General features: G+C 62.5%; 30 protein-coding genes and 2 tRNA genes. 19 read left to right on the top strand and 13 right to left on the bottom strand.

Annotated elements, in window-relative coordinates; all coding sequences use genetic code 11:
• Positions 1-4: 4 nt before the first annotated feature.
• Positions 5-838, bottom strand: a complete 834-nt coding sequence (map, locus tag CCK88_RS07020; RefSeq protein ID WP_086469750.1) for a type I methionyl aminopeptidase — start codon at positions 836-838, stop codon at positions 5-7.
• A gap of 117 nt (positions 839-955) precedes the next feature.
• Between map and CCK88_RS07015 the strand changes: the two genes are divergently transcribed.
• The 4 genes from CCK88_RS07015 to CCK88_RS07000 all read left to right on the top strand — a co-directional run bounded on the left by CCK88_RS07015 (position 956) and on the right by CCK88_RS07000 (position 2,869).
• Positions 956-1,729 (top strand): competence/damage-inducible protein A, encoded by a 774-nt coding sequence (locus CCK88_RS07015; RefSeq protein WP_086469749.1) that lies wholly within the window; start codon positions 956-958, stop codon positions 1,727-1,729.
• A gap of 57 nt (positions 1,730-1,786) precedes the next feature.
• Positions 1,787-2,284: a xanthine phosphoribosyltransferase gene (gpt, locus tag CCK88_RS07010; RefSeq protein WP_086469748.1), complete on the top strand. Its 498-nt coding sequence runs from the start codon at positions 1,787-1,789 to the stop codon at positions 2,282-2,284.
• Positions 2,285-2,375: 91 nt separating this feature from the next.
• Positions 2,376-2,567, top strand: a complete 192-nt coding sequence (locus CCK88_RS07005) for a hypothetical protein (RefSeq protein WP_086469747.1) — start codon at positions 2,376-2,378, stop codon at positions 2,565-2,567.
• On the top strand, positions 2,564-2,869 hold the full coding sequence (locus tag CCK88_RS07000; RefSeq protein ID WP_086469746.1) for a hypothetical protein: 306 nt from the start codon (positions 2,564-2,566) through the stop codon (positions 2,867-2,869). The genes CCK88_RS07005 and CCK88_RS07000 overlap by 4 nt, the downstream gene beginning before the upstream one ends.
• Positions 2,870-2,872: 3 nt before the next feature.
• Here CCK88_RS07000 and CCK88_RS06995 read toward each other — a convergent pair whose 3' ends face one another.
• Both CCK88_RS06995 and CCK88_RS06990 read right to left on the bottom strand, forming a co-directional pair.
• A complete protein-coding gene (locus CCK88_RS06995; protein WP_086469745.1) occupies positions 2,873-3,424 on the bottom strand; it encodes a chemotaxis protein CheW in 552 nt (183 codons plus the stop codon).
• 81 nt (positions 3,425-3,505) lie between these two features.
• Positions 3,506-3,585, bottom strand: a tRNA-OTHER gene (locus tag CCK88_RS06990).
• 135 nt (positions 3,586-3,720) lie between these two features.
• On the opposite strand from CCK88_RS06990, the gene CCK88_RS06985 reads away from it, so the two are divergent.
• Both CCK88_RS06985 and CCK88_RS06980 read left to right on the top strand, forming a co-directional pair.
• Positions 3,721-3,805 (top strand) — tRNA-Leu (locus CCK88_RS06985).
• 68 nt (positions 3,806-3,873) lie between these two features.
• Positions 3,874-4,308, top strand: coding sequence for a hypothetical protein (locus CCK88_RS06980; protein WP_086469744.1), 435 nt, complete (start codon positions 3,874-3,876; stop codon positions 4,306-4,308).
• Between the two features lie 31 nt (positions 4,309-4,339).
• On the opposite strand, the gene CCK88_RS18385 is transcribed toward CCK88_RS06980, so the two are convergent.
• Positions 4,340-4,507, bottom strand: coding sequence for a hypothetical protein (locus CCK88_RS18385; RefSeq protein ID WP_170926383.1), 168 nt, complete (start codon positions 4,505-4,507; stop codon positions 4,340-4,342).
• A 348-nt stretch (positions 4,508-4,855) separates the two neighbouring features.
• Here CCK88_RS18385 and CCK88_RS06975 point away from each other — a divergent pair, with 348 nt between their 5' ends.
• On the top strand, positions 4,856-5,236 hold the full coding sequence (locus CCK88_RS06975; RefSeq protein WP_086469743.1) for a RidA family protein: 381 nt from the start codon (positions 4,856-4,858) through the stop codon (positions 5,234-5,236).
• Positions 5,236-5,520 (top strand): ASCH domain-containing protein, encoded by a 285-nt coding sequence (locus tag CCK88_RS06970; protein WP_086469742.1) that lies wholly within the window; start codon positions 5,236-5,238, stop codon positions 5,518-5,520. The genes CCK88_RS06975 and CCK88_RS06970 overlap by 1 nt, the downstream gene beginning before the upstream one ends.
• Here CCK88_RS06970 and CCK88_RS06965 read toward each other — a convergent pair.
• Entirely contained in the window at positions 5,517-6,185 is a 669-nt protein-coding gene (locus tag CCK88_RS06965) for an RluA family pseudouridine synthase (protein WP_086469741.1), read from the bottom strand. The two genes, CCK88_RS06970 and CCK88_RS06965, sit on opposite strands and share 4 nt — an antisense overlap.
• A gap of 143 nt (positions 6,186-6,328) precedes the next feature.
• Here CCK88_RS06965 and CCK88_RS06960 point away from each other — a divergent pair, with 143 nt between their 5' ends.
• The gene (locus CCK88_RS06960; RefSeq protein ID WP_086469740.1) at positions 6,329-6,511 is read left to right on the top strand and encodes a CsbD family protein; all 183 of its coding nucleotides are present in this window, start codon (positions 6,329-6,331) and stop codon (positions 6,509-6,511) included.
• 30 nt (positions 6,512-6,541) lie between these two features.
• Here the strand turns inward: CCK88_RS06960 and CCK88_RS06955 are convergent, their stop codons facing one another.
• Complete coding sequence (locus CCK88_RS06955; RefSeq protein WP_086470852.1) at positions 6,542-7,069, bottom strand: dihydrofolate reductase family protein; 528 nt, start codon at positions 7,067-7,069, stop codon at positions 6,542-6,544.
• Between the two features lie 122 nt (positions 7,070-7,191).
• Here CCK88_RS06955 and CCK88_RS06950 point away from each other — a divergent pair, with 122 nt between their 5' ends.
• The 5 genes from CCK88_RS06950 (at position 7,192) to CCK88_RS06930 (ending at position 10,772) form a co-directional block, all read left to right on the top strand.
• Positions 7,192-7,731: a methylated-DNA--[protein]-cysteine S-methyltransferase gene (locus CCK88_RS06950; protein ID WP_086469739.1), complete on the top strand. Its 540-nt coding sequence runs from the start codon at positions 7,192-7,194 to the stop codon at positions 7,729-7,731.
• Positions 7,731-8,603, top strand: a complete 873-nt coding sequence (locus CCK88_RS06945; RefSeq protein ID WP_086469738.1) for a CHAD domain-containing protein — start codon at positions 7,731-7,733, stop codon at positions 8,601-8,603. The genes CCK88_RS06950 and CCK88_RS06945 overlap by 1 nt, the downstream gene beginning before the upstream one ends.
• Positions 8,604-8,607: 4 nt before the next feature.
• Positions 8,608-9,093 (top strand): CYTH domain-containing protein, encoded by a 486-nt coding sequence (locus CCK88_RS06940; RefSeq protein ID WP_086469737.1) that lies wholly within the window; start codon positions 8,608-8,610, stop codon positions 9,091-9,093.
• 37 nt (positions 9,094-9,130) lie between these two features.
• Entirely contained in the window at positions 9,131-9,901 is a 771-nt protein-coding gene (locus CCK88_RS06935; RefSeq protein WP_086469736.1) for a MerR family transcriptional regulator, read from the top strand.
• A gap of 115 nt (positions 9,902-10,016) precedes the next feature.
• Positions 10,017-10,772, top strand: a complete 756-nt coding sequence (locus CCK88_RS06930; protein ID WP_086469735.1) for an SDR family NAD(P)-dependent oxidoreductase — start codon at positions 10,017-10,019, stop codon at positions 10,770-10,772.
• Here the strand turns inward: CCK88_RS06930 and CCK88_RS06925 are convergent, their stop codons facing one another.
• On the bottom strand, positions 10,773-11,336 hold the full coding sequence (locus CCK88_RS06925) for a gluconokinase (RefSeq protein WP_086469734.1): 564 nt from the start codon (positions 11,334-11,336) through the stop codon (positions 10,773-10,775).
• Positions 11,305-12,075 carry a glucose 1-dehydrogenase gene (locus tag CCK88_RS06920; RefSeq protein ID WP_086469733.1) on the bottom strand — a complete coding sequence of 257 codons (771 nt, stop codon included), beginning with the start codon at positions 12,073-12,075 and terminating at the stop codon, positions 11,305-11,307. The genes CCK88_RS06925 and CCK88_RS06920 overlap by 32 nt, the downstream gene beginning before the upstream one ends.
• Before the next feature lie 207 nt (positions 12,076-12,282).
• Between CCK88_RS06920 and gndA the strand changes: the two genes are divergently transcribed.
• Entirely contained in the window at positions 12,283-13,701 is a 1,419-nt protein-coding gene (gene gndA / locus CCK88_RS06915; protein ID WP_086469732.1) for an NADP-dependent phosphogluconate dehydrogenase, read from the top strand.
• Between the two features lie 42 nt (positions 13,702-13,743).
• Here gndA and CCK88_RS06910 read toward each other — a convergent pair whose 3' ends face one another.
• From CCK88_RS06910 to CCK88_RS06895, 4 genes are all read right to left on the bottom strand, one after another.
• On the bottom strand, positions 13,744-14,238 hold the full coding sequence (locus CCK88_RS06910) for a GNAT family N-acetyltransferase (RefSeq protein ID WP_086470851.1): 495 nt from the start codon (positions 14,236-14,238) through the stop codon (positions 13,744-13,746).
• Entirely contained in the window at positions 14,207-15,544 is a 1,338-nt protein-coding gene (locus tag CCK88_RS06905; protein ID WP_086469731.1) for an MFS transporter, read from the bottom strand. Before CCK88_RS06905 ends, CCK88_RS06910 begins: the two co-directional genes overlap by 32 nt.
• Before the next feature lie 105 nt (positions 15,545-15,649).
• On the bottom strand, positions 15,650-16,834 hold the full coding sequence (locus CCK88_RS06900) for an FAD-dependent oxidoreductase (protein ID WP_086469730.1): 1,185 nt from the start codon (positions 16,832-16,834) through the stop codon (positions 15,650-15,652).
• Positions 16,835-16,842: 8 nt separating this feature from the next.
• The gene (locus CCK88_RS06895) at positions 16,843-17,088 is read right to left on the bottom strand and encodes a zinc-finger domain-containing protein (RefSeq protein ID WP_086470850.1); all 246 of its coding nucleotides are present in this window, start codon (positions 17,086-17,088) and stop codon (positions 16,843-16,845) included.
• 132 nt (positions 17,089-17,220) lie between these two features.
• Here CCK88_RS06895 and CCK88_RS06890 point away from each other — a divergent pair, with 132 nt between their 5' ends.
• The 3 genes from CCK88_RS06890 (at position 17,221) to CCK88_RS06880 (ending at position 19,236) form a co-directional block, all read left to right on the top strand.
• Positions 17,221-17,991: an alpha/beta fold hydrolase gene (locus CCK88_RS06890; protein ID WP_086469729.1), complete on the top strand. Its 771-nt coding sequence runs from the start codon at positions 17,221-17,223 to the stop codon at positions 17,989-17,991.
• Between the two features lie 81 nt (positions 17,992-18,072).
• On the top strand, positions 18,073-18,906 hold the full coding sequence (cysE, locus tag CCK88_RS06885) for a serine O-acetyltransferase (RefSeq protein WP_086469728.1): 834 nt from the start codon (positions 18,073-18,075) through the stop codon (positions 18,904-18,906).
• 111 nt (positions 18,907-19,017) lie between these two features.
• Positions 19,018-19,236 carry a DUF3126 family protein gene (locus CCK88_RS06880; protein ID WP_086469727.1) on the top strand — a complete coding sequence of 73 codons (219 nt, stop codon included), beginning with the start codon at positions 19,018-19,020 and terminating at the stop codon, positions 19,234-19,236.
• Between the two features lie 3 nt (positions 19,237-19,239).
• Here CCK88_RS06880 and CCK88_RS06875 read toward each other — a convergent pair whose 3' ends face one another.
• Positions 19,240-19,920: a hypothetical protein gene (locus tag CCK88_RS06875; RefSeq protein WP_086469726.1), complete on the bottom strand. Its 681-nt coding sequence runs from the start codon at positions 19,918-19,920 to the stop codon at positions 19,240-19,242.
• Between the two features lie 111 nt (positions 19,921-20,031).
• Between CCK88_RS06875 and CCK88_RS06870 the strand changes: the two genes are divergently transcribed.
• Positions 20,032-20,352: a DUF6949 family protein gene (locus CCK88_RS06870; RefSeq protein ID WP_086469725.1), complete on the top strand. Its 321-nt coding sequence runs from the start codon at positions 20,032-20,034 to the stop codon at positions 20,350-20,352.
• Positions 20,353-20,432 lie beyond the last annotated feature (80 nt).

Here is a 20,432-nt window from a genome sequence, read left to right as displayed (position 1 = left end):
CGCATCATGCAGCCCGTTTCGCGAGCGAATTGAAAAGGCCGCCGGGGGATTCCGTGAAAACCTCACAGCCGGTTTCGGTGATGCCGATGGAATGTTCGCACTGGGCCGAGAGCGTACGGTCGCGCGTCACGGCGGTCCAGCCGTCCGAGAGAATCTTCACGTGCTGGCGTCCAAGATTGATCATGGGCTCGATTGTGAAGATCATGCCGGGCTTGAGCGGCACGCCGGCGCCAGGCGTGCCGAAATGGAGAATATTGGGCTCGTCATGGAAAAGCCGACCGAGGCCATGGCCGACGAAATCGCGGACCACGCTCATGCGTTCGCCCTCGGCAATGGTCTGGATGGCTGCGCCGATATCACCGGTCGTGTTCCCTGGCTTGGCCGCCGCAATTCCAGCCGCGAGGCATTCGTAGGTCACTTCGATCAGCCGCTCGGCCTTGCGCGAGATTTCGCCTACCGCATACATGCGGCTTGAATCGCCATGCCAGCCATCGACCACGAGGGTGAGGTCGACATTGACGATATCCCCGTCGCGGAGCGGCCGCTCGTCCGGAATGCCGTGGCAGACGACATGATTGATGGACGTACAGACCGAGTGGCGAAAGCCTTTGTAGAACAAGGTCGCGGGGACTGCGCCGTGATCGCGGGCAAATTCGTATGCGACGCGATCGATCGTGGAGGTCGGAACTCCGGCTTCGACGAAGGGCGTGATCTCGTCCAGCGCCTTGGCGGTCAGCGCCCCGGCACGACGCATCCCCTCGAAGCCTTCCGCTCCATGCAGCGGAATGACGCCGGCGGTGCGGCGGGCTCTCGTGGCGGCGTCGACATAGGTAATCATGCAATTGTCTCCTGAACCGGCAAAATAGGAGCTTAAACCGGTGATGGGAAGGGCGGTGAACCGTTGACTCGTCGCGGGCGTAGAGGCATCCACAACAGCCTTCAGGAAAAAACACCGATGACCCAGCAAGACACACGCGTAACGGCCGGTATGATCGTCATCGGCGACGAAATCCTCTCCGGCCGTACCAAGGACGTCAATATCGGCGCCGTCGCCGATTTCTGCACCGATCTGGGCATCGACCTCACCGAGGTGCGTGTCGTGTCCGACGAGCAGGATCATATCGTGGAGGCGGTGAACGCGCTCCGCGCCCTTTATACGTACGTGTTCACGTCCGGCGGTATCGGCCCCACGCATGACGACATCACCGCCGATGCCATTGCCAAGGCCTTCGGCGTCGCCCTGCCGATCAATGCCCAGGCGCGGGCAATGCTCGAGGCGCGCTGGAAGGAAACCGGCACCGAGGTCAACGAGGCGCGGCTGCGCATGGCCCGCATCCCGGAAGGCGCCGACCTCATCGTGAATTCGGTTTCGGCGGCCCCCGGGTTCCGTATCGGCAATGTCCATGTCATGGCCGGCGTGCCCGTCATCATGCGCGCCATGCTCGAGGCGCTCGCGCCCACACTCAAGGGCAGCAAGAAGGTCAGCTCCGTGACCGTCAAGGCGGCCGTGGGCGAGGGCACGGTCGGCGGGCCACTGGGCGCGCTGCAGGCCGAATATCCGGATGTGAAAATGGGATCTTACCCGCAGATGGGCAAGGACCGGGTCATGACCGAACTGGTCCTGCGTGCCTCGGACGAAGCCCGGCTGGCGGAAGCCGCCGAAAAGGTTCGCGCCATGGTCGCCGCCGCCCATGCCAAGGCGGGCATCGCGCCGCCCGAGGCAGACTGACCGGCGCCTCTTCGGCGTCCTATGCACCTGAACACCATTGCCCCAGGAGACAGAAAAATGTCCAACCCCAACCAGAAGTCCTTTCCCGTCACCTGGGACCAGTTCCACCGCGACAGCCGGGCTCTGGCCTGGCGGCTGGCCAGCATCGGTCCGTTCGACGCCGTCGTCGCCATCGCCCGCGGTGGCCTCGTGCCCGCTGCCATCGTGGCGCGCGAGCTCAATATCCGCACGGTCGAAACCGTTGCCGCCAAGAGCTACGACCATCAGAACCAGAGCGGCATCAAAATCCTCAAGGAGATCAGCCCGTCGATCCTGGAGCTGTCCAAGAAAGGCAGCAAGATTCTGATCGTCGATGACCTGGTCGATACCGGCAACACCGCGCGTGTCGTGCGCGACATGCTGCCCGGCGCCCACTTTGCCACTGTCTATGCAAAGCCCAAGGGTCGCGACATGGTGGACACATTCATCACTGAGGTGAGCCAGGATACCTGGATCTTCTTCCCCTGGGATCTCGATGTGGCCTATGTGGCGCCCATCTCTGGCGGCACCGACTGACCAGACGCCTTGGCGGATCTGTCCCTGCGTCCGCGCTGGAACCCCCGAGCCTTCCAAGGGTTGGCTCAAGGACCAGACGCGGAGATTTCCCATGGGCAACAAGACCAATATCACCGAGACGGAGCACGATCCGCATCCTTCCAGCGAGGAGCATTACGAACGCCAGGAGCGTCCGGGCGGTGCACGACCGCCACGCGACCGAGTCGGCACCAATCCTGCCGTGCATGACGGCGCCCCCCAGAAGCGGCCCGACAATGCCGAAAATCGGGGGACGAAGCGATGAATGTCGCCAACCTGCAACTGGAAGGTCTCTATCTGGCTGTCGCCGCCATCAATGACCTGCTGGTCAGGAAGGGTGTCGTCAGCCGGGAGGATGTCGATCTCGCTCTGCGGCGAGCGGAGCAGACGGCCCTGGGCGACTACCGGACTGAAGAGTTGAGCCCGGCGGAACGGGATGCAGTGGCGCTTGCAGCGCGTATTCTCGCTGCGGCGAACAATGGGGTTGGTGACGGCTTCGTGCCGCCCTTTTCCGAACTGGCCAGGCAGGTAGGCCGGACCAAGGACAGCTTTCCAGATCAGGCCTAGAGGTCAGACGGCGATCTCGTCGAGGAACACGAAGTCTCCCGCTTCGGCGTCATTCGCGCTGTCCGTGCTATCGGCGCTCTGGCTGCGCACGGTTTCGGCGTCGAGAATGGCCACCAGGGTATCGCCTTGTCGGGCTATCCCGGCAAGGAAGCGCGCTGATGAGCCCTCGACCTGCGGCACGGCCAGCATGTCCTCGGCCTTGACGTCGATGATGTCTGAAACGCTGTCCACCAGCAGTCCCATGTCGTGGCCGTCTACCTTCAGCACGAGGATCACCTGTCCCTCGCGCTGCTCCTGAACCACGGCCGCGCAGCCGATGCGCAGGGCCAGATCGTGGATCGGCACCACGCGCCCGCGAATGTCGATGACCCCGAGGACGTCGGGCTTCTGGGCGGGCAACGGGGTCACCGGCGACCAGTTGCGGATTTCCCGCATGGCCATGATGTCGATGCCGAAATTCTGGCCGGCACAGCTGAAGGTGATGAACTGGCGCGTTTCGGGGTCGGTCCCTGGAGGGGTGTCGAAGGTGTCCACTTCCATCTCAAGGGCCGCCATGACTACGCCTTACTCGATACAACTCGACCCGGATTGGGCCAGGGGCATCATGGCGAAGAAAAGTTGCAGCATGCTTAGCGATGGTGCGGGCGGCGGGAATCGAACCCGCAAGGCTAGCGCCGAGGGATTTTAAGTCCCGTTGTGACCAAGAATCAGCTCGCTCGGGCCCAGCATTCGCGGGCCATCAGGTGAGTTCGCGATCGGTAGCAGCGGTCACCGCCGGTTACAGCGGTCACAGGTTTAGGTCACAAAATCGGACCTCGCTTTTTCTTATTGGACATGTAGAAGGGAGCGGCGCGGGCATGGCGAAATTGGTAGACGCAGCAGACTTAAAATTTGCCGGTTTATACCGTCCGGGTTCGACCCCCGGTGCCCGCACCACCGCCCTCTTGAACCTGTTTTGTTCCGCCACCATATGTTGATAAGTCGTTAACGTTTGGGGGGCGGATGTGCTCGTTCAGTTCAAGACGGAAGATGAAATTTTCAGCGGAGCCGCTGGGGAGATGCCCGGCAGTCAGGCGGCATATCAGAAGGAGCTCGCGCGTCACCGCTTCCTCATGGAGATGCAGCGGGAGTTCAATGAAAGTCAGTTGGGTCTCCAACGTGAAGCCAATGCAGCGAACTCCGCTTTCAACGCTGAGCAACTCCGATTGCAAGATTTGGCCCTGGCAGAGCAGCGGAATTTCAATTCCGAACAACTTCGCTTGCTGGAGCTTACGTTGAAGGAACAGCGCGAGTTCAACGAGAAGTCCCTCACCATTCTGCGTGAGCAGGCCGAAACATCGAAAGACCAAGGCCGTTCTGCACGAGCATCTTTGGTTGTCGGTGCCGGTTCGATGGTTGTCGCTGCATTCGCAATTTTGGCGAACGTTCTCTGGGGCTAAACTGTGCTTCTCGCCGGTTGTATCCACTCTGCTATCGGTACTTGGCACTGGCCTCGACCATGAATCCCTCGATCATTTTGGCCAAAGGGGGCAGTGAGGCGTCCATGACGAACTGGACGGTCTTTCCGACGGTGGCCTGACCGACCCGCCGTGCCTTGGTGTTCTGTCGCTCGAAGCGGTCGCGCGAAAGGTTGGTCATCGAGGATGGATGCGGGCCTGCTCGGCTATGAGGTCCATGAAATTCTCCTTGGTGGTCACAGGATTGGTCACACCAGTTTGGTATGTGACCAACGGGTGCTCAGTCACAGAACGTCCATCACCGTAAGATCACAATATTTAGTTTGCGTCAGCGGCGTAGCAAAAAGCCCGCTTTCGCGGGCCTTTGAGGTATGGTGAAGACGTTGTCGCTATGTAGTGAAAAACTGCGGCGGCCTTTTTAGTCCCTTGTGTCTACCAATTCCGCCACGCCCGCTTGGCTCGGCTGCTCGTGTTTGTCACAAGGCTTGGCCCAAGACAATTGCCCAGACGATTCTTCCCCGGAGGTCCCATGATCGAACGCATCGAAACCGGTATCGCGCCGTCCTCGGCGCCCATCAGCGATGCCGTACGGGCCGGCAGGCACCTGTGGCTGGTGGCTATCGCGGAGGATCCCGAGAGTGGAAAGATCGTGGCTGGCGGCATCGAGGCGCAGGCGCGGCGATGCATCCAAAATCTTGAAATCGCGCTCCACGCTGCCGGCGGTACGCTGCGCAACCTCGTCATGGTGCAGATCTTCCTCGTCGACAGCGCCGATGCCGCGGGCATGAACGCGGTCTATCGCGAGTATTTCACCGAGCAGCCGTTTCCCGTGCGGGCCACCGTCGTGGTCAAGGAATTGCTGGCCAGGGGCCTCAGGATCGAAATCACGGCAACGGCGGTGCTGGACTGATGCTGCTCAAGCGCGATCTTCTCGAAGATATCAAGGCCGGCAAGGTGGATCTCATCTTCCGGCGCTGGAACCGGCCCACGGTCAAGCCGGGCGGCACGCTCAAGACCAAGGTCGGGCTGCTGGCCATCAAGTCGATCACCGACATGTCTCCCGCTGACGTCACCGAGGCCGATGCGCGGCGCGCGGGCTTCCAGGATGTGGCCGATTTCCGCCGCTGGCTCGACACCATGAAAGAGGGCAGCCTTTTCCAGCGCATCGAAGTGGCTTACATCGGCGAGGCTTAGAATGGCGTGGGCGCCACGAAGGTCGTGAACACCTCCGTCGTGGGGTGGGTGAAGCCCAGCTCCGCCGCATGAAGCTGCAGCCGGTCGGCAGCGGCCAGGGCGTCGCCCTCGGCATAAAATGCATCCCCCAGAATCACATGGCCGATGGCCTTCATGTGAACCCTGAGCTGATGCGTGCGCCCAGTCAGCGGGACCAGATGAACGCGCGTGGCGTTTGTTTCGCGCTCCAGCACGCTCCATTCGGTTTGGGCGGAGCGACCGTGGTCGTGGTCGACGCGCTGGCGGGGCTTGTTCAGCCAGTCGGTCGCCAGCGGCAGGTCGACGAGCCCACTGTCCTCTTCCATGATCCCATGGACCCGCGCGACATAACTCTTGGTGGTCTTGCGGTGTTCGAACTGGCTGCCGATGCGGCCATGCGCGCGCTTGTTGAGCGCGAGAACGAGCACACCCGACGTGTCCTTGTCGAGGCGATGACACATGCCCGCACTGGGGTAGGCCTGACGTGCGCGGTATTCCACGCAGTCCCAGAGGCTCGGATCCTTGCCGGGGACACTGAGCAATCCGGACTGCTTGTTGACCACGAGGATGTCTTCGTCGACGTGCAGGACGTCGAGATAGGGATCCATCGGCGGGAAGTAGTCTTTGAGCGTGGGCATGGGAGGCATGGCACGCGCTCTAGCAGACCGCGGTCGCTTTGACCAATGCCGTCGGTTCCGACGATCACAAACTAACCTGTGATCAGAAATCAACGGAACTGGGATCGGAGCCAACCCGTTGTTTGCATGAGTTTCTTTGAAAGGAGACCATCATGCACAAGGATGAAGTCAAGGGCGCCGGCAAGCAGGCCAGGGGTGCCGTGAAGGACGCCGTCGGTGGCCTCACCGGCAACACCAAGCTTCAGGCTGAGGGCAAGGCGGACAAGGCCGAGGGCAAGCTCCAGCAAAAGGCTGGTGAGCTCAAGGATAATGCCAGCAAGGCACTCAAGCACTGACAAGACAAGGGCCCCGCGGGGGCCCTTTCCTTATGCGAAGCGATAGTGAAGGCGCACGCATCCCTTGCTGATTTCCCCCGCGGACAAGAGTTGCGGGGAAGCCCGGAAGCCAGTGGGCGGAAACAATCGTTCGCCTCCGCCCAGCATCTCGGGAATGACGTAAATTTCCAGTTCGTCGAGCGCCCCGCGCTCCATGAAAGCCATCTGCAACCGTCCGCCGCCCAGCATCCAGACATCCCCATCGTCGAGTTCGCGAAGATCCTTGATCAGCGCGTCTATGTCCGACCGGGTTTCGAGCGCTCCCTTTGGCGCGTCGATCGGACGGCTGGTGACAACGATGGTGCGCTGTTCGCCATACGCCCAGGGGCTGGATTCGGCTGCGATCCAGTCATAGGTCGCCCGGCCCATGACGACCGTGCGGATGCGTTTGATGAACACCCGATAGTCGTGTTCGCCCAGGTCCATGTCGTCATACTTGAACAGCCAGTCGAGGCTGCCCTTGTCATCAACGATGAAGCCGTCGAGGCTGGCGGCGATGTATCCGAGAATTCTGGCCACTGTTTGCTCCCATTCACTGGCACCGTGACTGGGGCGTTTGGTCGTCATTTCCTGTCAGCATCGCAGCGGGAGGAAACGCATGGGCTATGGCCGCATGATTAACCCGGGCCTATGATCACCAAATGCAGGTGATGACGTTCGAAACGGCGCTGGGGCGCTTCGGCATCGGCTGGACCGATCGCGGTCTGGCGCGCGTGCTGTTGCCCGGCGACGATGAGCCGACGATGCTGGAGCGCCTGCTGTGGGATGGCGCAACAGTGGGTGAGCCGGATCGTGCGATCGGTTCACTCGTGGATCGTATCGAAGATTATGCCGAAGGCGAGAGGGTGAGCTTCGACGATGTCGCCCTCGATTTCGGCGCCGCGCCTGATTTTCATCGCCGTGCCTATGACCTGCTGGTCAAGGTGCGATGGGGTGAGACCCTCACCTATGGCGACCTAGCCCGGCGGTTGGGCGATGCGAACCTGTCGCGCGCGGTCGGCCGGGCCATGGGCGCCAATCCGATCCCGCTCGTCGTTCCCTGCCACCGCGTGCTCGCCAGCAACGGCAAGCCAGGTGGCTTTTCAGCGCCGGGTGGCGCTGCATCCAAGGTGAGGATGCTGGCGTTGGAAGGGGTCAGCATCGGCGCTCCAGTCGGGCAGTTGAGTTTCGGGTTCAGTTGATGAGTTATGCCTTCAAGCATCGAAAGCAGGTCGGTCGCCAGATCCGCACCATCGCCACCGAGCAGGTGGACAGGGCGCTGGAAACGGTGCGCGAGGGAGGGGATTTCGACACCGCGGTCCATTCGCTGCGCAAGTCCACCAAGAAGCTTCGGGCGCTGCTGACGCTGGTGCGGCCCGGTTTTGATGAATACGAGGCAGAGAATGCCGCCATCAAGGCCATTGCCAGGCAGTTTTCCGTGGCGCGCGATGCGGCGGTGATGGTCGAGACACTGTCGCAAATTCTCAAGGTCAACCGTTCGGAGAGCGGCGCTGCGGCTGGACTGCTGGATCGCCTGCGGGAGAGGGCGCGGCATCTCAAAAGCCAGATGGGCGAGGAGACCTTGCTCGACGCGGCTGGTCAGGAACTCTCGGCATTGCGCTTGCGGATAGAGGGCTGGCGTTTTGACGACAAGGGAAGTGGTGCCGTTCTGCCTGGCCTGCGTACGTCCTATCGCCAATTTCGCGATGGGCTCGAAGCCGCGCAGAAGCAACCGAATGGCGAGGTCATCCACGAATGGCGCAAGGCGGCCAAGGGGCTCTGGTACCATACACGCCTGTTCGCCAAGTCGGCGCCTGCCGTCCTGAAGCCGCAGTCGCAGGGGCTCGGTCAACTCTGCGAAGTGCTGGGGGATCACCACAACCTGACCGTACTGGGCGAATGGATCGAGACATCGGTCCCGGCGGGCGAAGCAACCGCATCGTTGCGCGATGCGCTCGAGCGGCGCAGGATCGAGCTTGCCGAGCGCGGCTTTGCCCTCGGACGCCAGCTTGCGGCTGAAAAGCCGTCTGCCGTGCAAGATCGCTATCGGCGTTACTGGGCACTTCTGGAGTAGGGATATGGCCAAGGAGATCGAACGCAAGTTCCTCGTTTCGGGGGATGCTTGGCGCACCGCCGTGACCGGTAGCCGGAGGCTGGCGCAGGGCTATCTGTCCAGCAATGCCAAGGCGACGGTTCGGGTGCGGATTTTCGACGATGCGCAGGCTGTGATCACCATCAAGGGGCCAACGATCGGCATATCGCGCGCAGAATTCGAGTATCCAATACCACTCGACGACGGGCTGGAACTGCTTCGGCTTGCGGGCGAGAACGTGGTGCTCAAGACCCGACATATCGTGCCCCATGCCGGGCTGACCTGGGAGGTCGACACCTTCGAGGCGCAGCATGCAGGTCTTGTCATGGCCGAAGTCGAGCTGGAAAGCGCCGGGCAATTCGTCGACCTGCCATCCTGGGTCGGGCAGGAGGTCAGCCACGATGACCGCTATGCCAATGCCAGCCTCTCGCGCAAGCCTGGCGTTCCGGCGGTTGACCCTGACGCGGCGTGAGGGCCTAGGTGCTCATCTCGCGGAGGATGCGAGTGACATGAAGACCTATACCGTCAAACAACTGGCCCGGCTCGCGGGCGTTTCGGTGCGGACGCTGCACCATTACGACGATGTCGGTCTGCTCAAGCCCGCATTCACCGGCGACAATCGCTATCGCTACTACGGCGAGGAAGAATTGCTGCGTTTGCAGCAGATCCTGATCCATCGCGAACTGGACATTCCCCTCGCTGATATCGGCGCCATCCTCGATGCGCCGGGCTTTGACCGGCTGACGACGCTCCGCGAGCAGCGCCAGCGCTTGGAGCGGCAGGCGAGGCGTTTCGCCGGCATGGTCCGGACGATCGACCGCACGATCGCCCGCATACAAGGAGAAACCGACATGACCGACGCCGATCTTTATTCAGGCATCGTCTCACCCGAAAAGCAGGCCGAGTACGAGGCCTGGCTCGTCCAGCACTTTGGCTCGGAAACCAAGGATCATCTTGCCCTCGGTCGCAAGGCCATGGACGAGCTGGCGCCTGCCGAAATGGCCGGCGTCATGGCTGAACTCAGGCAGATCGAGAACGCTTTGGCCGAAGGCTTCCGCCGCGGGATGCCGCCGCAGGCCGCAGCGCTCGACCCGATGATCGAACGGCATCGTGACTGGGTCGCCCGGTCCTGGGGACGGGAGTGCCCGCCGGAGGCATATTCGGGCCTCGCCGATGTCTACGAACACCCCGATTTTCGGTTGCGCTACGAGGCGATCGAACCCGGTTTCGCAGACTATCTGGTGAGCGCCATGCGTGCCTGGGCCCGACGGCAGCACTGACGGGTGAGGGGCGGCCGCTGCCGCCCTGAACACACTGTTCGACGAGCATTTGGCGTCCCGTCATGGCAAGTCCACGTTTGTCGCCCCATATGTGGATGAGCAAAAGGAGATTGATATGACACAGGATTTTGCCGGCAAGGTTGCTTTTGTGACGGGCGCTGCATCGGGGATCGGCGAGGCCGTTGCCCGCCAGCTCGCAGCGCGTGGCGCCAAGGTCATCGTGGCAGACCTCAAGCTCGAGCCGGCCGAAAAGCTGGTGGCCGAAATCAAGGCCGCCGGCGGCGAAGCGGCTGCAGTTGCCGTGGATGTGGGCCAGATCGATCAGGTCGAGAAGGCCATCCAGTTCACCAGCGACACCTATGGACGGCTTGACGTGGCGGTCAACAATGCGGGCATCGGCGGCAAGGCGGCAAAGGCCGGCGATTATACGTTCGAGGACTGGCACAAGGTCATCGACGTCAATCTCAACTCGGTCTTCTACTCGATGAAGTACGAGATCGCCGCCATGCTGAAGTCAGGCGGCGGTGCCATCGTGAACATGGCCTCCATCCTGGGGACGAACGGTTTTGCCAATGCCCCGGCCTACGTAGCCGCCAAGCACGGCGTCGTCGGCCTCACCAAGGCGGCGGCGATCGACTATGCCAAGGATGGTATCCGCGTCACCGCCGTCGGCCCCGGCTTCATCGAGACACCGCTGCTGGGATCCGCGACGCCCAGCGAGGTCATGGATGGCCTGCGCGCGCTGCACCCGGTCGGCCGGCTTGGCCAGCCCGATGAAGTGGCCGCGCTGACCCTGTTCCTGCTTTCTGACGCGGCATCCTTCGTTACCGGCAGCTACCATCTGGTGGACGGCGGCTACGCGGCCCAGTGATCACTGCCAGCGCTTGAAGGTCTTGAGATGATCGAGCGCGCCGGTCACGGTGCGCACGATCTTGTCGACACTGTCGGTCACGGGAACGGCGAGCACGTTCTCCGTGGCCGCATCGGGCACTTCGAGCGTCGCGAACTGGCTGTCGAGCAGGCTCGTGGGCATATATTCGTGGCTGCGTTTTGCCATGCGCTCGCCGATCACTTCGCGACTGCCGTCGAGGTAGACGAAGAGCACCGGTTCTCCGGCCTGTTCGGTGATGAAGTCACGATAGGCCTTCTTGAGCGCCGAACAGGCGCCGACGGATACGCCTTTCTTTGCCGCAGCCTCCTTGAGCGCTGCCGAAAGTGCCTCGAGCCAGGGCCAGCGATCCTCATCGGTCAGCGGCGTGCCGGCGCGCATTTTTTCGACGTTGGCCTCGGGATGATACTTGTCGCCGTCCAGAAAAGGCGCGTGAAGCGCCCGCCCCAAGGCCGCTCCGACGGTGGACTTGCCCGAGGAGCTGACCCCCATCACGATGATGATGCGAGCCGGTTCAGACCGTGGCTGTGAGGGCGCCGTCGACATAGAGGATGTGTCCATTCACAAAGCGGGAAGCGTCGGATGAGAGGAAGACCACCGAGCCGCCGAGTTCCTCCGGTTGCGCCCAGCGCCCCATCGGCGTCCGAGCCTCGACCCAGGCGTTGAATTTCTCGTCCTTGACCAGCGCTTCGTTCAGTTCGGTGACGAAGTAGCCGGGCGCGATGCCGTTGACGTTGAGACCGTGTCTGGCCCAGTCCACAGCCATGCCGCGGGTCAGGTTCGCGACGGCGGCCTTGCTGGCGGCATAGGGCGCGATCGAGGAACGTGCGAAGGAGGACATCAGCGAGCAGATGTTGACGATCTTGCCGCGCCCGCGCGAAATCATGTGGCGCGCCACGGGCTGGCTGACGTTGAAGATAGAAGTGACGTTGGTCTCGATCAGCTGGTCGAACTTTTCCGGCGGAAACGCTTCCAGAGCGCTTCGGAACTGCATGCCGGCATTGTTCACGAGGATGTCGATTGGCCCGATCTCGTCCTCGATATGCGCCACGGCATCATTGACGCTGTCGCGGCTCGTGACGTCGAAGGCCACGGCCGACACCGCATACCCTTCAGCTGCCATGTCGGCCGCCGCCGCGCCGAGGGCCACTGCGTCGCGCGCGTTGAGCACGACCTGCGCTCCTGCCTGGGCGAGAGCACGGGCCATGGCGCGGCCGAGGCCGCGGCTGGATCCGGTGACGAGGGCGCGCTTGCCGCTGAGATCGAATGGAGAGGCTGTGGTCATGTGAAGGTCCGCCATCAACTCGTGCGACCCTTGTTAGTTCAGGGGAGGGACCCATGCAAGGCGCGGCAAAATACTTCCATACAAGTTAGCCGATTTGCGCCGAATTTGCTGATTTCTCCCTTCCTTATCGGCCTGGATTGTGGTCATTCTCGCGGCGCGCGCCATGCGTAAAGTGCATGACAAGACGTTTTCGGAAGGACTGTTTGAATGTCGACAGCAGATATCGGCCTTATCGGCCTGGCGGTCATGGGTTCCAACCTTGCCCTCAACATCGCCGAGAAGGGCTACACTGTTGCCGTTCATAACCGGTCGCCTGGCCGCATCGACGAATTCGTCGCCGAAGCCAAGGCGCAGGGCCTCGATGGCAAGACCATTCCGAAGTACGACCTCGCCGATTTCGTGCAGACCGTAAAGGCGCCGCGCTCCATCATCATCATGGTCAAGGCCGGGCAGCCCGTCGACGACATGATCGAGCAATTGCTGCCGCATCTCGAGCCGGGCGATGCCATCATCGAGTGCGGCAACTCGCTTTACACCGACACGCAGCGCCGCTTCGACTATCTCAAGCCCAAGAATATCGGCTATCTCGGCGTCGGCGTTTCCGGCGGCGAAGAGGGGGCCCGCCATGGTCCGTCCATCATGGTCGGTGGTTCCAAGGAACAGTGGCACAATGCCGAGCCGGTTCTGACCGCCATTGCCGCCAAGTTCAACGGCGAGAGCTGCTGCGCCTATCTCGGCGAAGGTGGCGCCGGCCATTTCGTCAAGATGATCCACAACGGCATCGAATATGGCGACATGCAGATGATCGCCGAAATCTATGGCGTGATGCGCGATGGTCTGGGCATGGATCCAAAGGCTTGCGCCAATGTCTTCCAGGAATGGAACAAGGGGCCGCTCAATTCCTACCTGATCGAGATCACCGGTCACGTCCTCGACGCCGTCGATGACCAGACCGGCAAGCCGCTGGTCGACCTGATTCTCGACAAGGCCGGCCAGAAGGGCACCGGCATGTGGTCCGCCGTGGTCGCCCAGCAGATGGGCGTGCCCGCCACCGCCATCGAGGGCGCTGTCGCGGCGCGTTCGCTGTCCTCGCGCAAGTCCGAGCGCGTCGCCGCCGAAGGCGTCTACGGCAAGCCCAACCGCGCCAAGACCGACGTTACCCTCGCTGATCTCGAAAAGGCGCTGCTGGCCGGCAAGATCGTCAGCTATGCCCAGGGCTTTGCCGTGATCGCCAAGGCGTCGGAAGAGTTCGGCTGGTCGTTGCCGCTGGCCACGATCGCCAAGATCTGGCGCGCGGGCTGCATCATCCGCTCCCGCTTCCTCGATCAGATGAGCTCGGCCTATGCCAAGGGCGAGGCCGTCAATCTGCTCGTGGTTCCCGACTTCGTGACCATCATGAAGGACAGCCATCCGAGCCTGCGTAAGGTCGTGGCCGCCGCGGCCATCGGCGAATTCCCGATGATCTGCCTCTCGGCGTCGCTGAGCTATTTCGACAGCTACCGTCAGGCCCAGGGCACTGCTAACCTGACGCAGGGCCAGCGCGACTTCTTTGGCGCCCACGGCTTCGAAATCGAAGGCCGCGGCACGGATCTGCACGGCACCTGGCCGAGCACTCTCGGGAAGTAAGAAAAGAAAAGCCCCGCTTCGGCGGGGCTTTTTGTTTGGGCTCTAGACCAGCATCTGGAACATCACATAGCTGTCCACATAGCCGTGGACCGGATGGTTGAACGCCTTGGGCAGCGTTCCGACAATATCAAAGCCCAGCTTCTGCCAAAGCGCGACTGCGCCGACATTGGTCGAGACGACGTGGTTAAATTGCATGGCGCGAAAGCCGCGTTGCCTGGCGCGGTCCAGGGAATGGACGCACATAGTCCGCGCCACGCCCTTGCCGCGCGCTTCCGGCGCGGTCATGTAGCCGCAATTGGCGACATGGGCGCCGTTCCCACGCTGGTTGGCCATGAGATAATAGGTGCCCACCACAACGCCGTCCCATTCGGCCACGAACACTTCATGCGCGTCCATCAGCCAATAGGCCCTGAGCCCCGCCTCATCGAGACTGGTATCGATCGTATAGGTCTCCCCGGCGGAGAGGACCGGACCGATGATGCGATGGATATCGGGCCAGTCGGTCTCAGCGGCGGGGCGGATCGTTAAAGCGGTCATCGTCATCGATCGGTGGCGTGCGCACCTGGCCGGGAGGCGGCATTTCGGGCGCGTGGGGATGGTCGGCAATGCTCGGGCGGCGGCCGAGGTCGAAACGAAGCGCCGCGATGGCGAAGATCACGAGCGCGATGACCACGGCAATGGCGCAGGCAATGAACGGCGCGCCGGGGAAGTAGTGCCCGGTGGAGGGTGCGCTTGTGTAGTAGGAGAAGATCTGCGTCGCGCCGAGCGGGCCGATGATCGTCGCGAGGGAGCTGGCCGCGTTCACCGCGCCCTGCAGTTCGCCCTGGCCGTTGTCCGGCACCTGGCGCGACAACACGCCATTGATGGCCGGGGGCGCAAGGCCGCTGATCGTACCGACGGCGATGAAGAGATAGAGCTGGTAGACATCTGCCGAGAAGGCGATGCCGGCAAAGGCCGTCGCGGCGGCCAGCAGCCCGACGATGCCCACGACGGGTTCGCCCAGGCCCTTCGAGAGCGGGGCGGTCAGCACGGCCTGGCTGAAGGCGAAGCCGATGCCGAAGGCGCCAAGGGTGCGGCCGATGGTCGAGGAGGAGAAATTGAACACCTCGACCGTGAAATAGCTGAAAATAGTCGGCAGGGCCTGGGTGGCGAGCTGGAGGAAGAACAGGACGGCCAGAAGCCATAGAACCGACGAATATTGCCGCAGGGCGATCACCGCGCCGAGCGGGTTGGCGCGGCGGATATCGAACTTGCGCCGGTTGGCCTTGGGCAGGCTCTCGGGCAGCACCAGCAGGCCGAACAGGAAGTTGGCGAAGGCGAGGCCGGCCGCGGCGAAGAACGGCACGCGCGGGCCAAATTCGCCTAGTTCGCCACCGATCACCGGTCCGATGATGAACCCGAGGCCGAAGGCGGCGCCGATGAGGCCGAAGCGGTGCGTGCGCTTATGGGGCGGCGTGATGTCGGCCATGTAGGCCGTTGCCGTCGCCAGCGCGGCACCGGCGATGCCGGCGATAATGCGGCCGATGAAGAGGTACCAGACGAAGGGCGCGATCGCCATCATCAGGTAATCGAAGGTGAGGCCAAGAAGGGAGAGAAGAAGCACCGGACGGCGCCCGAAGCGGTCGGACAGGTTGCCCAGCACCGGCGAGAACACGAACTGCATGAAGGCATAGGCGAATACCAGGTATCCGCCGATCACCGCTGCCTGCGCCACGCTGCCGCCGGTCAGCTCTTCGAGCAGCTCAGGCAGGACAGGCACAATAATTCCCACCCCGATCATATCGATCAGAATGGTGATCAGGATGCAGGTGAGGGTCAGACGGGACCGAGTCGCTGCTTGCATACGGCGGCTATTACCTTTTCTTGTTCCCACCCGGATGGTGCGATGCAATTGACACGGGCACGACCGGCAAAGCAAGCGGCGCTCCGCCTCGGCCCATCGCTTCCACTACCCGGCTTGGCCTGCGACCGCTTCGGCGTCATAGGCGTAGATCCAGTCCAGGCGCTCAAGATGCGCCCGCGGGCCCTGTATCTGCATGACCGTGTCACGCGCGATGCTCAAGGGCCAGGGTAGGTGGAAGATGCGGCCATTGCGGGCCGAAAGTGCGGCGACCTCCCGAGTTCGGGGGCGACGCAAATCGGCGTATCGGGAAAAAGCGCGTTCGGCGGATTCGGTTCCAGCCAGGAGAGCGGCGAGCACCGTGGCATCTTCGATCCCCATGGCTGCGCCCTGGGCCTGGAAAGGCACCATGGCATGGGCAGCGTCGCCGATGATGCCGACATTGCCGCGCCACCAGGTGGCGGTCTCGACTGTATACAGGGGCCACGCCGTCCAGGTCGCACCGGCCGCGGTAAGGATATTGTCCACCCTCGGGCCAGGATTGGCCGGCTGCGGCTGCGCCTCGGCCTCGGGTGCCTTTCCAGGCATGAACAGGGCCAGGTTGACCTGCTTGCGATGCGGCAAGGGATAGCAGACGAGGTGGAAACCCGTTCCGAAGAACACCGAAACGCGGGCCGGTCTCACCTCTGCGGAAACAAGATCGTAGGGAACCAGCGTGCGCCAGGCGATGCGATCGCGAAATTCTGCCCTGGGTCCACCAAGCATGGCGAGCCGCGTATGCGAATGCACGCCATCGGCACCGATAAAGGCGTCGGCGCGGCTGGTTCGGGTCTGGCCGTTGGCTTCGTCCACGGCCACGGTGACGCCGCGGGCATGGGAAACCACGTCCCAGTTTCGCACGCCAAAGATCATGTCGATCGTGGATAGCCTGCGGCACGCCTTGTAGAGCGTGTCGGCCAGATCGGCCCTGTGCATCACCATGTAGGGCGCGCCGTAGCGCTCCCGCATCACCTGGCCCAGTTCCATGCTCACCAGCGGCACGGTTCCGCCCTGCGCGAAGACGTCGAGCGCCTGGGGTTCGAGGCCGATGCGGTCAAGCTGTTCGCCCAGGCCCAGCGTGTCGAGGCAATGGCGGGCATTGGGGCTGATCTGCAGGCCTGCCCCGAACTCCTGCACCTCGTGGTGTCGCTCGAGCACCGTCACCGTCGCACCCTGCCTGCTCAGCGCAAGGGCAAGGGTCAGGCCGGCAATACCGGCGCCGGCGATGATGTAGCTGCGGCCCGTTGCGGGCATGGTTCAGCTCAGGCGGCGTGGACGTCGAAGATGGCGGAGGAGGGATTGGCGTGCCCGGCGCCAAGCTCGGCCTTGAAGACGTAGAGTGTCGAGCAATAGGGGCAGACGATTTCGCTATCCTTGCCCATGTCGAGGAAAACATGGGGATGGTCGAACGGCGGAAGCGCGCCGACGCACTGGAATTCCTTGGACCCGATCTCGATGCTGCGCAGACCTTGGGTGTTGTGGAAGTGCGGGGTCGTGCCGTGGGCCATGGTGTAAACCTGGATGGTGTTTGATTTGGCGCGACCATATCCAAAGGCCCTCCCCAAGAAAAGGGCAAAGGGATGCTTGATTTTGCTGCCCGAAGCCGCAAAACCCGTGCCTGTTTCGCCAGGAGAAAGACTATGCCCAGCTTCACCCATGCCGACGTCGAACTGGCCTATGACGTGCACGGCGCGGGTGCGCCCGTGCTGCTCGTCCACGGCTTCGCCTCGAGCGGCAAGGTCAACTGGGTGGATACGGGCTGGGTGGAAACCCTGGTGGCCGCGGGATATCAGGTGATCACGCTGGACAATCGCGGCCACGGTCAGTCGGGCAAGCCGCATGATCCCGATCTTTACTATCCCACGCAGATGGCGGACGATGCCTTTGCATTGTTCGATCATCTCGGCTTCGAACGCGCGGCAGTCATCGGCTATTCGATGGGCGCGCGCATCGCCGCCTTCATGGCCTTTTCCCATCCCGAGCGTGTCGCCTGCGCCATTTTCGGCGGCATGGGCATGAACCTCATCAATGGCCTGACCGACGGCAATGACATCATTGCCGGTCTGCGCGCACCCAGCCTGGCCGACCTGAGCCACCCGACAGCGCGGCAATTCCGAATCTTTGCAGACCATACCGGGTCCGATCGCGAAGCGCTCGCAGCCTGCATGGAAACCTCGCGCCAGCCCATGGCGCGTGCCGATGTGCGGCGGATCGGAGTGCCCGTTCTGGTTGCGGTGGGAGAGGCGGACGAGATGGCGGGTCCGCCCGAGCCGCTCGCCGAATTGCTTCCGTATGGCGAGGCCGTTGTCATCCCGAAGCGCGATCACATGCGCGCAACCGGCGACAAGGTCTTCAAGGCCGCCGCGCTGACCTTTCTGGGCAGGACGTACTCAAATGGTCCGGTTTCGTGAACCAATGCCTTCGCTTTGTCTTTGAAGCAGAGAAAGAACTGTCTTATATCGTCATCTATCGATGAAGCGGAGAGCGGCGCGATGAACGGCACCATAAAGAAGTCGGCACAGGTCCAGTCCATGGATCCCGTGTGGGATGCCGTCCGCGCCGGCGCCCAGCAGATTCTCGACACCGAGCCGTCGCTCGCCAACCTCGTGCTGTCGACCATTCTCAATCACGATACATTCGAGGATGCCCTGGCGCATCGCATCGCATCGCGCCTCGATCACGAGGACGTATCGGCCGACATGATCCGCCAGGGGTTTGCCGAAACGCTGCGCGACAATCCCGAAATTGGCAGTTCGGCGCGCACGGACCTCGCAGCGACGCTGGAGCGTGATCCGGCCTGTCATCGCGCCATCGAGCCACTCCTCTATTTCAAGGGCTATCAGGCCATCCAGACCCACCGGTTCGCCCACGCGATGCACAGGGCAGGCCGCCGCGATTTTGCGCTCTATCTCCAGAGCCGCTCGAGCCAGGTGTTTCAGGTCGACATCAACCCGGCAGTGGTCATGGGCAAGGGCATCATGCTCGATCACGGCACCGGTCTCGTGATCGGCGAAACGGCGGTGGTCGGCGACAATGTCTCTCTGCTCCAGAACGTCACGCTCGGGGGCACCGGCAAGGCGGATCAGGATCGTCATCCCAAGATCGGCAATGGCGTGCTGATCGGGGCAGGCGCCAAGGTTCTGGGCAATATCAAGGTTGGCGACTGCTCACGCATCGGCGCCGGCTCGGTCGTGCTCAAGGAAGTGCCGCCGCGCGTCACCGTGGCGGGTGTTCCGGCCAAGATCATCGGCGAAGCCGGTTGTGCACAACCCGCCCTGATCATGGATCAGATGGTGCTGGTCTACGATCGGGACAGCGAAGACTGAGGCAAGGGCCGCCCAAAGGTTGTTCCCGCTAAATTGCCCCGGAGCAGGGGTTGCCAGCAGCGGTTCAGACACTAGATTGCCGGCTCAACGCAACAAGCAGGACGTGTTCCCGTGAACCACCCCGAAATCATCAAGCTGCAAAAGTTCCTGCAGCAGAAGTTCAACAACCGCAATATCGACGTCCGCCCGCGCGCCAAGCTCAATGACTCGGTCGAAGTGTTCATCGGCGAAGAGTCGATCGGGCTGATCCATGCCGACGACGAGGACGGCGACAAGTCCTACATCTTCAATATGTCGATCCTCGACATTGATCTCGAAGACCTGGACTGATCTCTAGAGGGCTCCGATCTGGCCCAGCCATCGGGCCAGTTCCTCATCGAACTGCTTCCATGCCGGCAAGGCTTCGGCATCGAAGCTCAGAACCACGGCCAGGCCGCTCGGCAGGTGCAGGGTTCTAAGGCACCTGTCCTTGCGCGCCCGATCTGGTGCGGCCGAACACTTGGCCACGAACGGAGCGGGCGACAGCGGGTCATACCAAACCGTTTCCCCTGCATAGCCTTCGCTGGCCATGAGTGGCTTGCCCACGAGGCCCGGAATGCCGGACGCGGTTTCATCGGCGAACTGGTGCAGGTAGACAGCGTCGAGCAACGCCGCGCTCGCGCGGGCTCCACTGCGCGGCAGAATGGTCGCATCCACCTCGACCGGCTGCGCGCCTGGCCCGACGTCCAGCCTCAATGCAAGGTCGACCTGGCTGGCAAAGCCGGGCTTTATCGCTTCGCCGAACCGGAACCAGCTGGCAGGGATCGACAGGTCCCGGCCGGCAATGGTTTGCACCACAGGATTACCATCGTCGAGTGCCGGCAAGGTGAGGCGCGATGCGCGCCCCTGCTGGTCGATCGCATAGGCCAGTCCCACAGCTAACAGCAGGACAAGTGCGACGATGCCGGCGAGGTTGTAGGCGACGTGCCCACGGTCGTGCTCGGCTTGTTCATCAGGCTCTGTGGAAACCGACATGCCGAAATTAACCAGAATTCTCGCTTCGGGATGACAGCCATTAGGGCATCCAATATGCTTAACAAATCGTAAAGAAATGCAATGGCGCCGATGCATGGGCGAGGGTGAAGCATGACGCGGGAACTTCTGCTTGCAGCATTCATCATGGGTGTCGGCCTTTGTGTCGCCGGCGTCGGGACGCACCTCTACCAGTGGGTCACGCGCCAGCAGGCCGTCCTCCGCATGGATGGCGGGTCATATCTGGGGATGTTGGGTAATCTGGCCGTGAGCTTCGTATGCGGCCCCTACATTCTTCTTCAGTTTGGCTGGAGCCACGAAGAGGATGGCACGATCTCGATGAGTTCAGTGCTGCTGTCGGCGCTGATCTCGTTTGGCTGGGCTTTCATCACCGGCCTGTTGTTCCTCAGCGCCTATATCGCCCTTCGATCCTGAGCGGGCAGCACTGCGAATACAGAAAAGCCGGCTCGCGGAAGCGAGGCCGGCTTTTCTCTTCAGACCCCTATCAGGGTTAG

The organism is Devosia lucknowensis, from assembly GCF_900177655.1.
GTDB classification, from domain to species: Bacteria; Pseudomonadota; Alphaproteobacteria; order Rhizobiales; family Devosiaceae; genus Devosia; species Devosia lucknowensis.
Note: the sequence above shows the minus strand (reverse complement) of the source record. Positions and strands in the feature narration are given on the sequence as shown.

Excerpts from the sequence above, each read along its gene's own strand:
- CCK88_RS07015 (WP_086469749.1), top strand. The coding sequence starts at position 956 with ATGACCCAGCAAGACACACGCGTAACGGCCGGTATGATCGTCATCGGC.
- CCK88_RS06895 (WP_086470850.1), bottom strand. The coding sequence starts at position 17,088 with ATGGCCCACGGCACGACCCCGCACTTCCACAACACCCAAGGTCTGCGC.
- CCK88_RS06930 (WP_086469735.1), top strand. The coding sequence starts at position 10,017 with ATGACACAGGATTTTGCCGGCAAGGTTGCTTTTGTGACGGGCGCTGCA.
- CCK88_RS06905 (WP_086469731.1), bottom strand. The coding sequence starts at position 15,544 with ATGCAAGCAGCGACTCGGTCCCGTCTGACCCTCACCTGCATCCTGATC.
- CCK88_RS06995 (WP_086469745.1), bottom strand. The coding sequence starts at position 3,424 with ATGGCGGCCCTTGAGATGGAAGTGGACACCTTCGACACCCCTCCAGGG.
- CCK88_RS06940 (WP_086469737.1), top strand. The coding sequence starts at position 8,608 with ATGGCCAAGGAGATCGAACGCAAGTTCCTCGTTTCGGGGGATGCTTGG.
- CCK88_RS06910 (WP_086470851.1), bottom strand. The coding sequence starts at position 14,238 with ATGACCGCTTTAACGATCCGCCCCGCCGCTGAGACCGACTGGCCCGAT.
- CCK88_RS06970 (WP_086469742.1), top strand. The coding sequence starts at position 5,236 with ATGCTGCTCAAGCGCGATCTTCTCGAAGATATCAAGGCCGGCAAGGTG.
- CCK88_RS06890 (WP_086469729.1), top strand. The coding sequence starts at position 17,221 with ATGCCCAGCTTCACCCATGCCGACGTCGAACTGGCCTATGACGTGCAC.
- CCK88_RS07000 (WP_086469746.1), top strand. The coding sequence starts at position 2,564 with ATGAATGTCGCCAACCTGCAACTGGAAGGTCTCTATCTGGCTGTCGCC.
- CCK88_RS06960 (WP_086469740.1), top strand. The coding sequence starts at position 6,329 with ATGCACAAGGATGAAGTCAAGGGCGCCGGCAAGCAGGCCAGGGGTGCC.
- CCK88_RS07005 (WP_086469747.1), top strand. The coding sequence starts at position 2,376 with ATGGGCAACAAGACCAATATCACCGAGACGGAGCACGATCCGCATCCT.
- CCK88_RS06870 (WP_086469725.1), top strand. The coding sequence starts at position 20,032 with ATGACGCGGGAACTTCTGCTTGCAGCATTCATCATGGGTGTCGGCCTT.
- gndA (WP_086469732.1), top strand. The coding sequence starts at position 12,283 with ATGTCGACAGCAGATATCGGCCTTATCGGCCTGGCGGTCATGGGTTCC.
- CCK88_RS06900 (WP_086469730.1), bottom strand. The coding sequence starts at position 16,834 with ATGCCCGCAACGGGCCGCAGCTACATCATCGCCGGCGCCGGTATTGCC.
- CCK88_RS06975 (WP_086469743.1), top strand. The coding sequence starts at position 4,856 with ATGATCGAACGCATCGAAACCGGTATCGCGCCGTCCTCGGCGCCCATC.
- CCK88_RS06950 (WP_086469739.1), top strand. The coding sequence starts at position 7,192 with ATGCAGGTGATGACGTTCGAAACGGCGCTGGGGCGCTTCGGCATCGGC.
- map (WP_086469750.1), bottom strand. The coding sequence starts at position 838 with ATGATTACCTATGTCGACGCCGCCACGAGAGCCCGCCGCACCGCCGGC.
- gpt (WP_086469748.1), top strand. The coding sequence starts at position 1,787 with ATGTCCAACCCCAACCAGAAGTCCTTTCCCGTCACCTGGGACCAGTTC.
- CCK88_RS06945 (WP_086469738.1), top strand. The coding sequence starts at position 7,731 with ATGAGTTATGCCTTCAAGCATCGAAAGCAGGTCGGTCGCCAGATCCGC.
- CCK88_RS06925 (WP_086469734.1), bottom strand. The coding sequence starts at position 11,336 with ATGTCGACGGCGCCCTCACAGCCACGGTCTGAACCGGCTCGCATCATC.
- CCK88_RS06935 (WP_086469736.1), top strand. The coding sequence starts at position 9,131 with ATGAAGACCTATACCGTCAAACAACTGGCCCGGCTCGCGGGCGTTTCG.
- CCK88_RS06965 (WP_086469741.1), bottom strand. The coding sequence starts at position 6,185 with ATGCCTCCCATGCCCACGCTCAAAGACTACTTCCCGCCGATGGATCCC.
- CCK88_RS06920 (WP_086469733.1), bottom strand. The coding sequence starts at position 12,075 with ATGACCACAGCCTCTCCATTCGATCTCAGCGGCAAGCGCGCCCTCGTC.
- CCK88_RS18385 (WP_170926383.1), bottom strand. The coding sequence starts at position 4,507 with ATGACCAACCTTTCGCGCGACCGCTTCGAGCGACAGAACACCAAGGCA.
- cysE (WP_086469728.1), top strand. The coding sequence starts at position 18,073 with ATGAACGGCACCATAAAGAAGTCGGCACAGGTCCAGTCCATGGATCCC.
- CCK88_RS06875 (WP_086469726.1), bottom strand. The coding sequence starts at position 19,920 with ATGTCGGTTTCCACAGAGCCTGATGAACAAGCCGAGCACGACCGTGGG.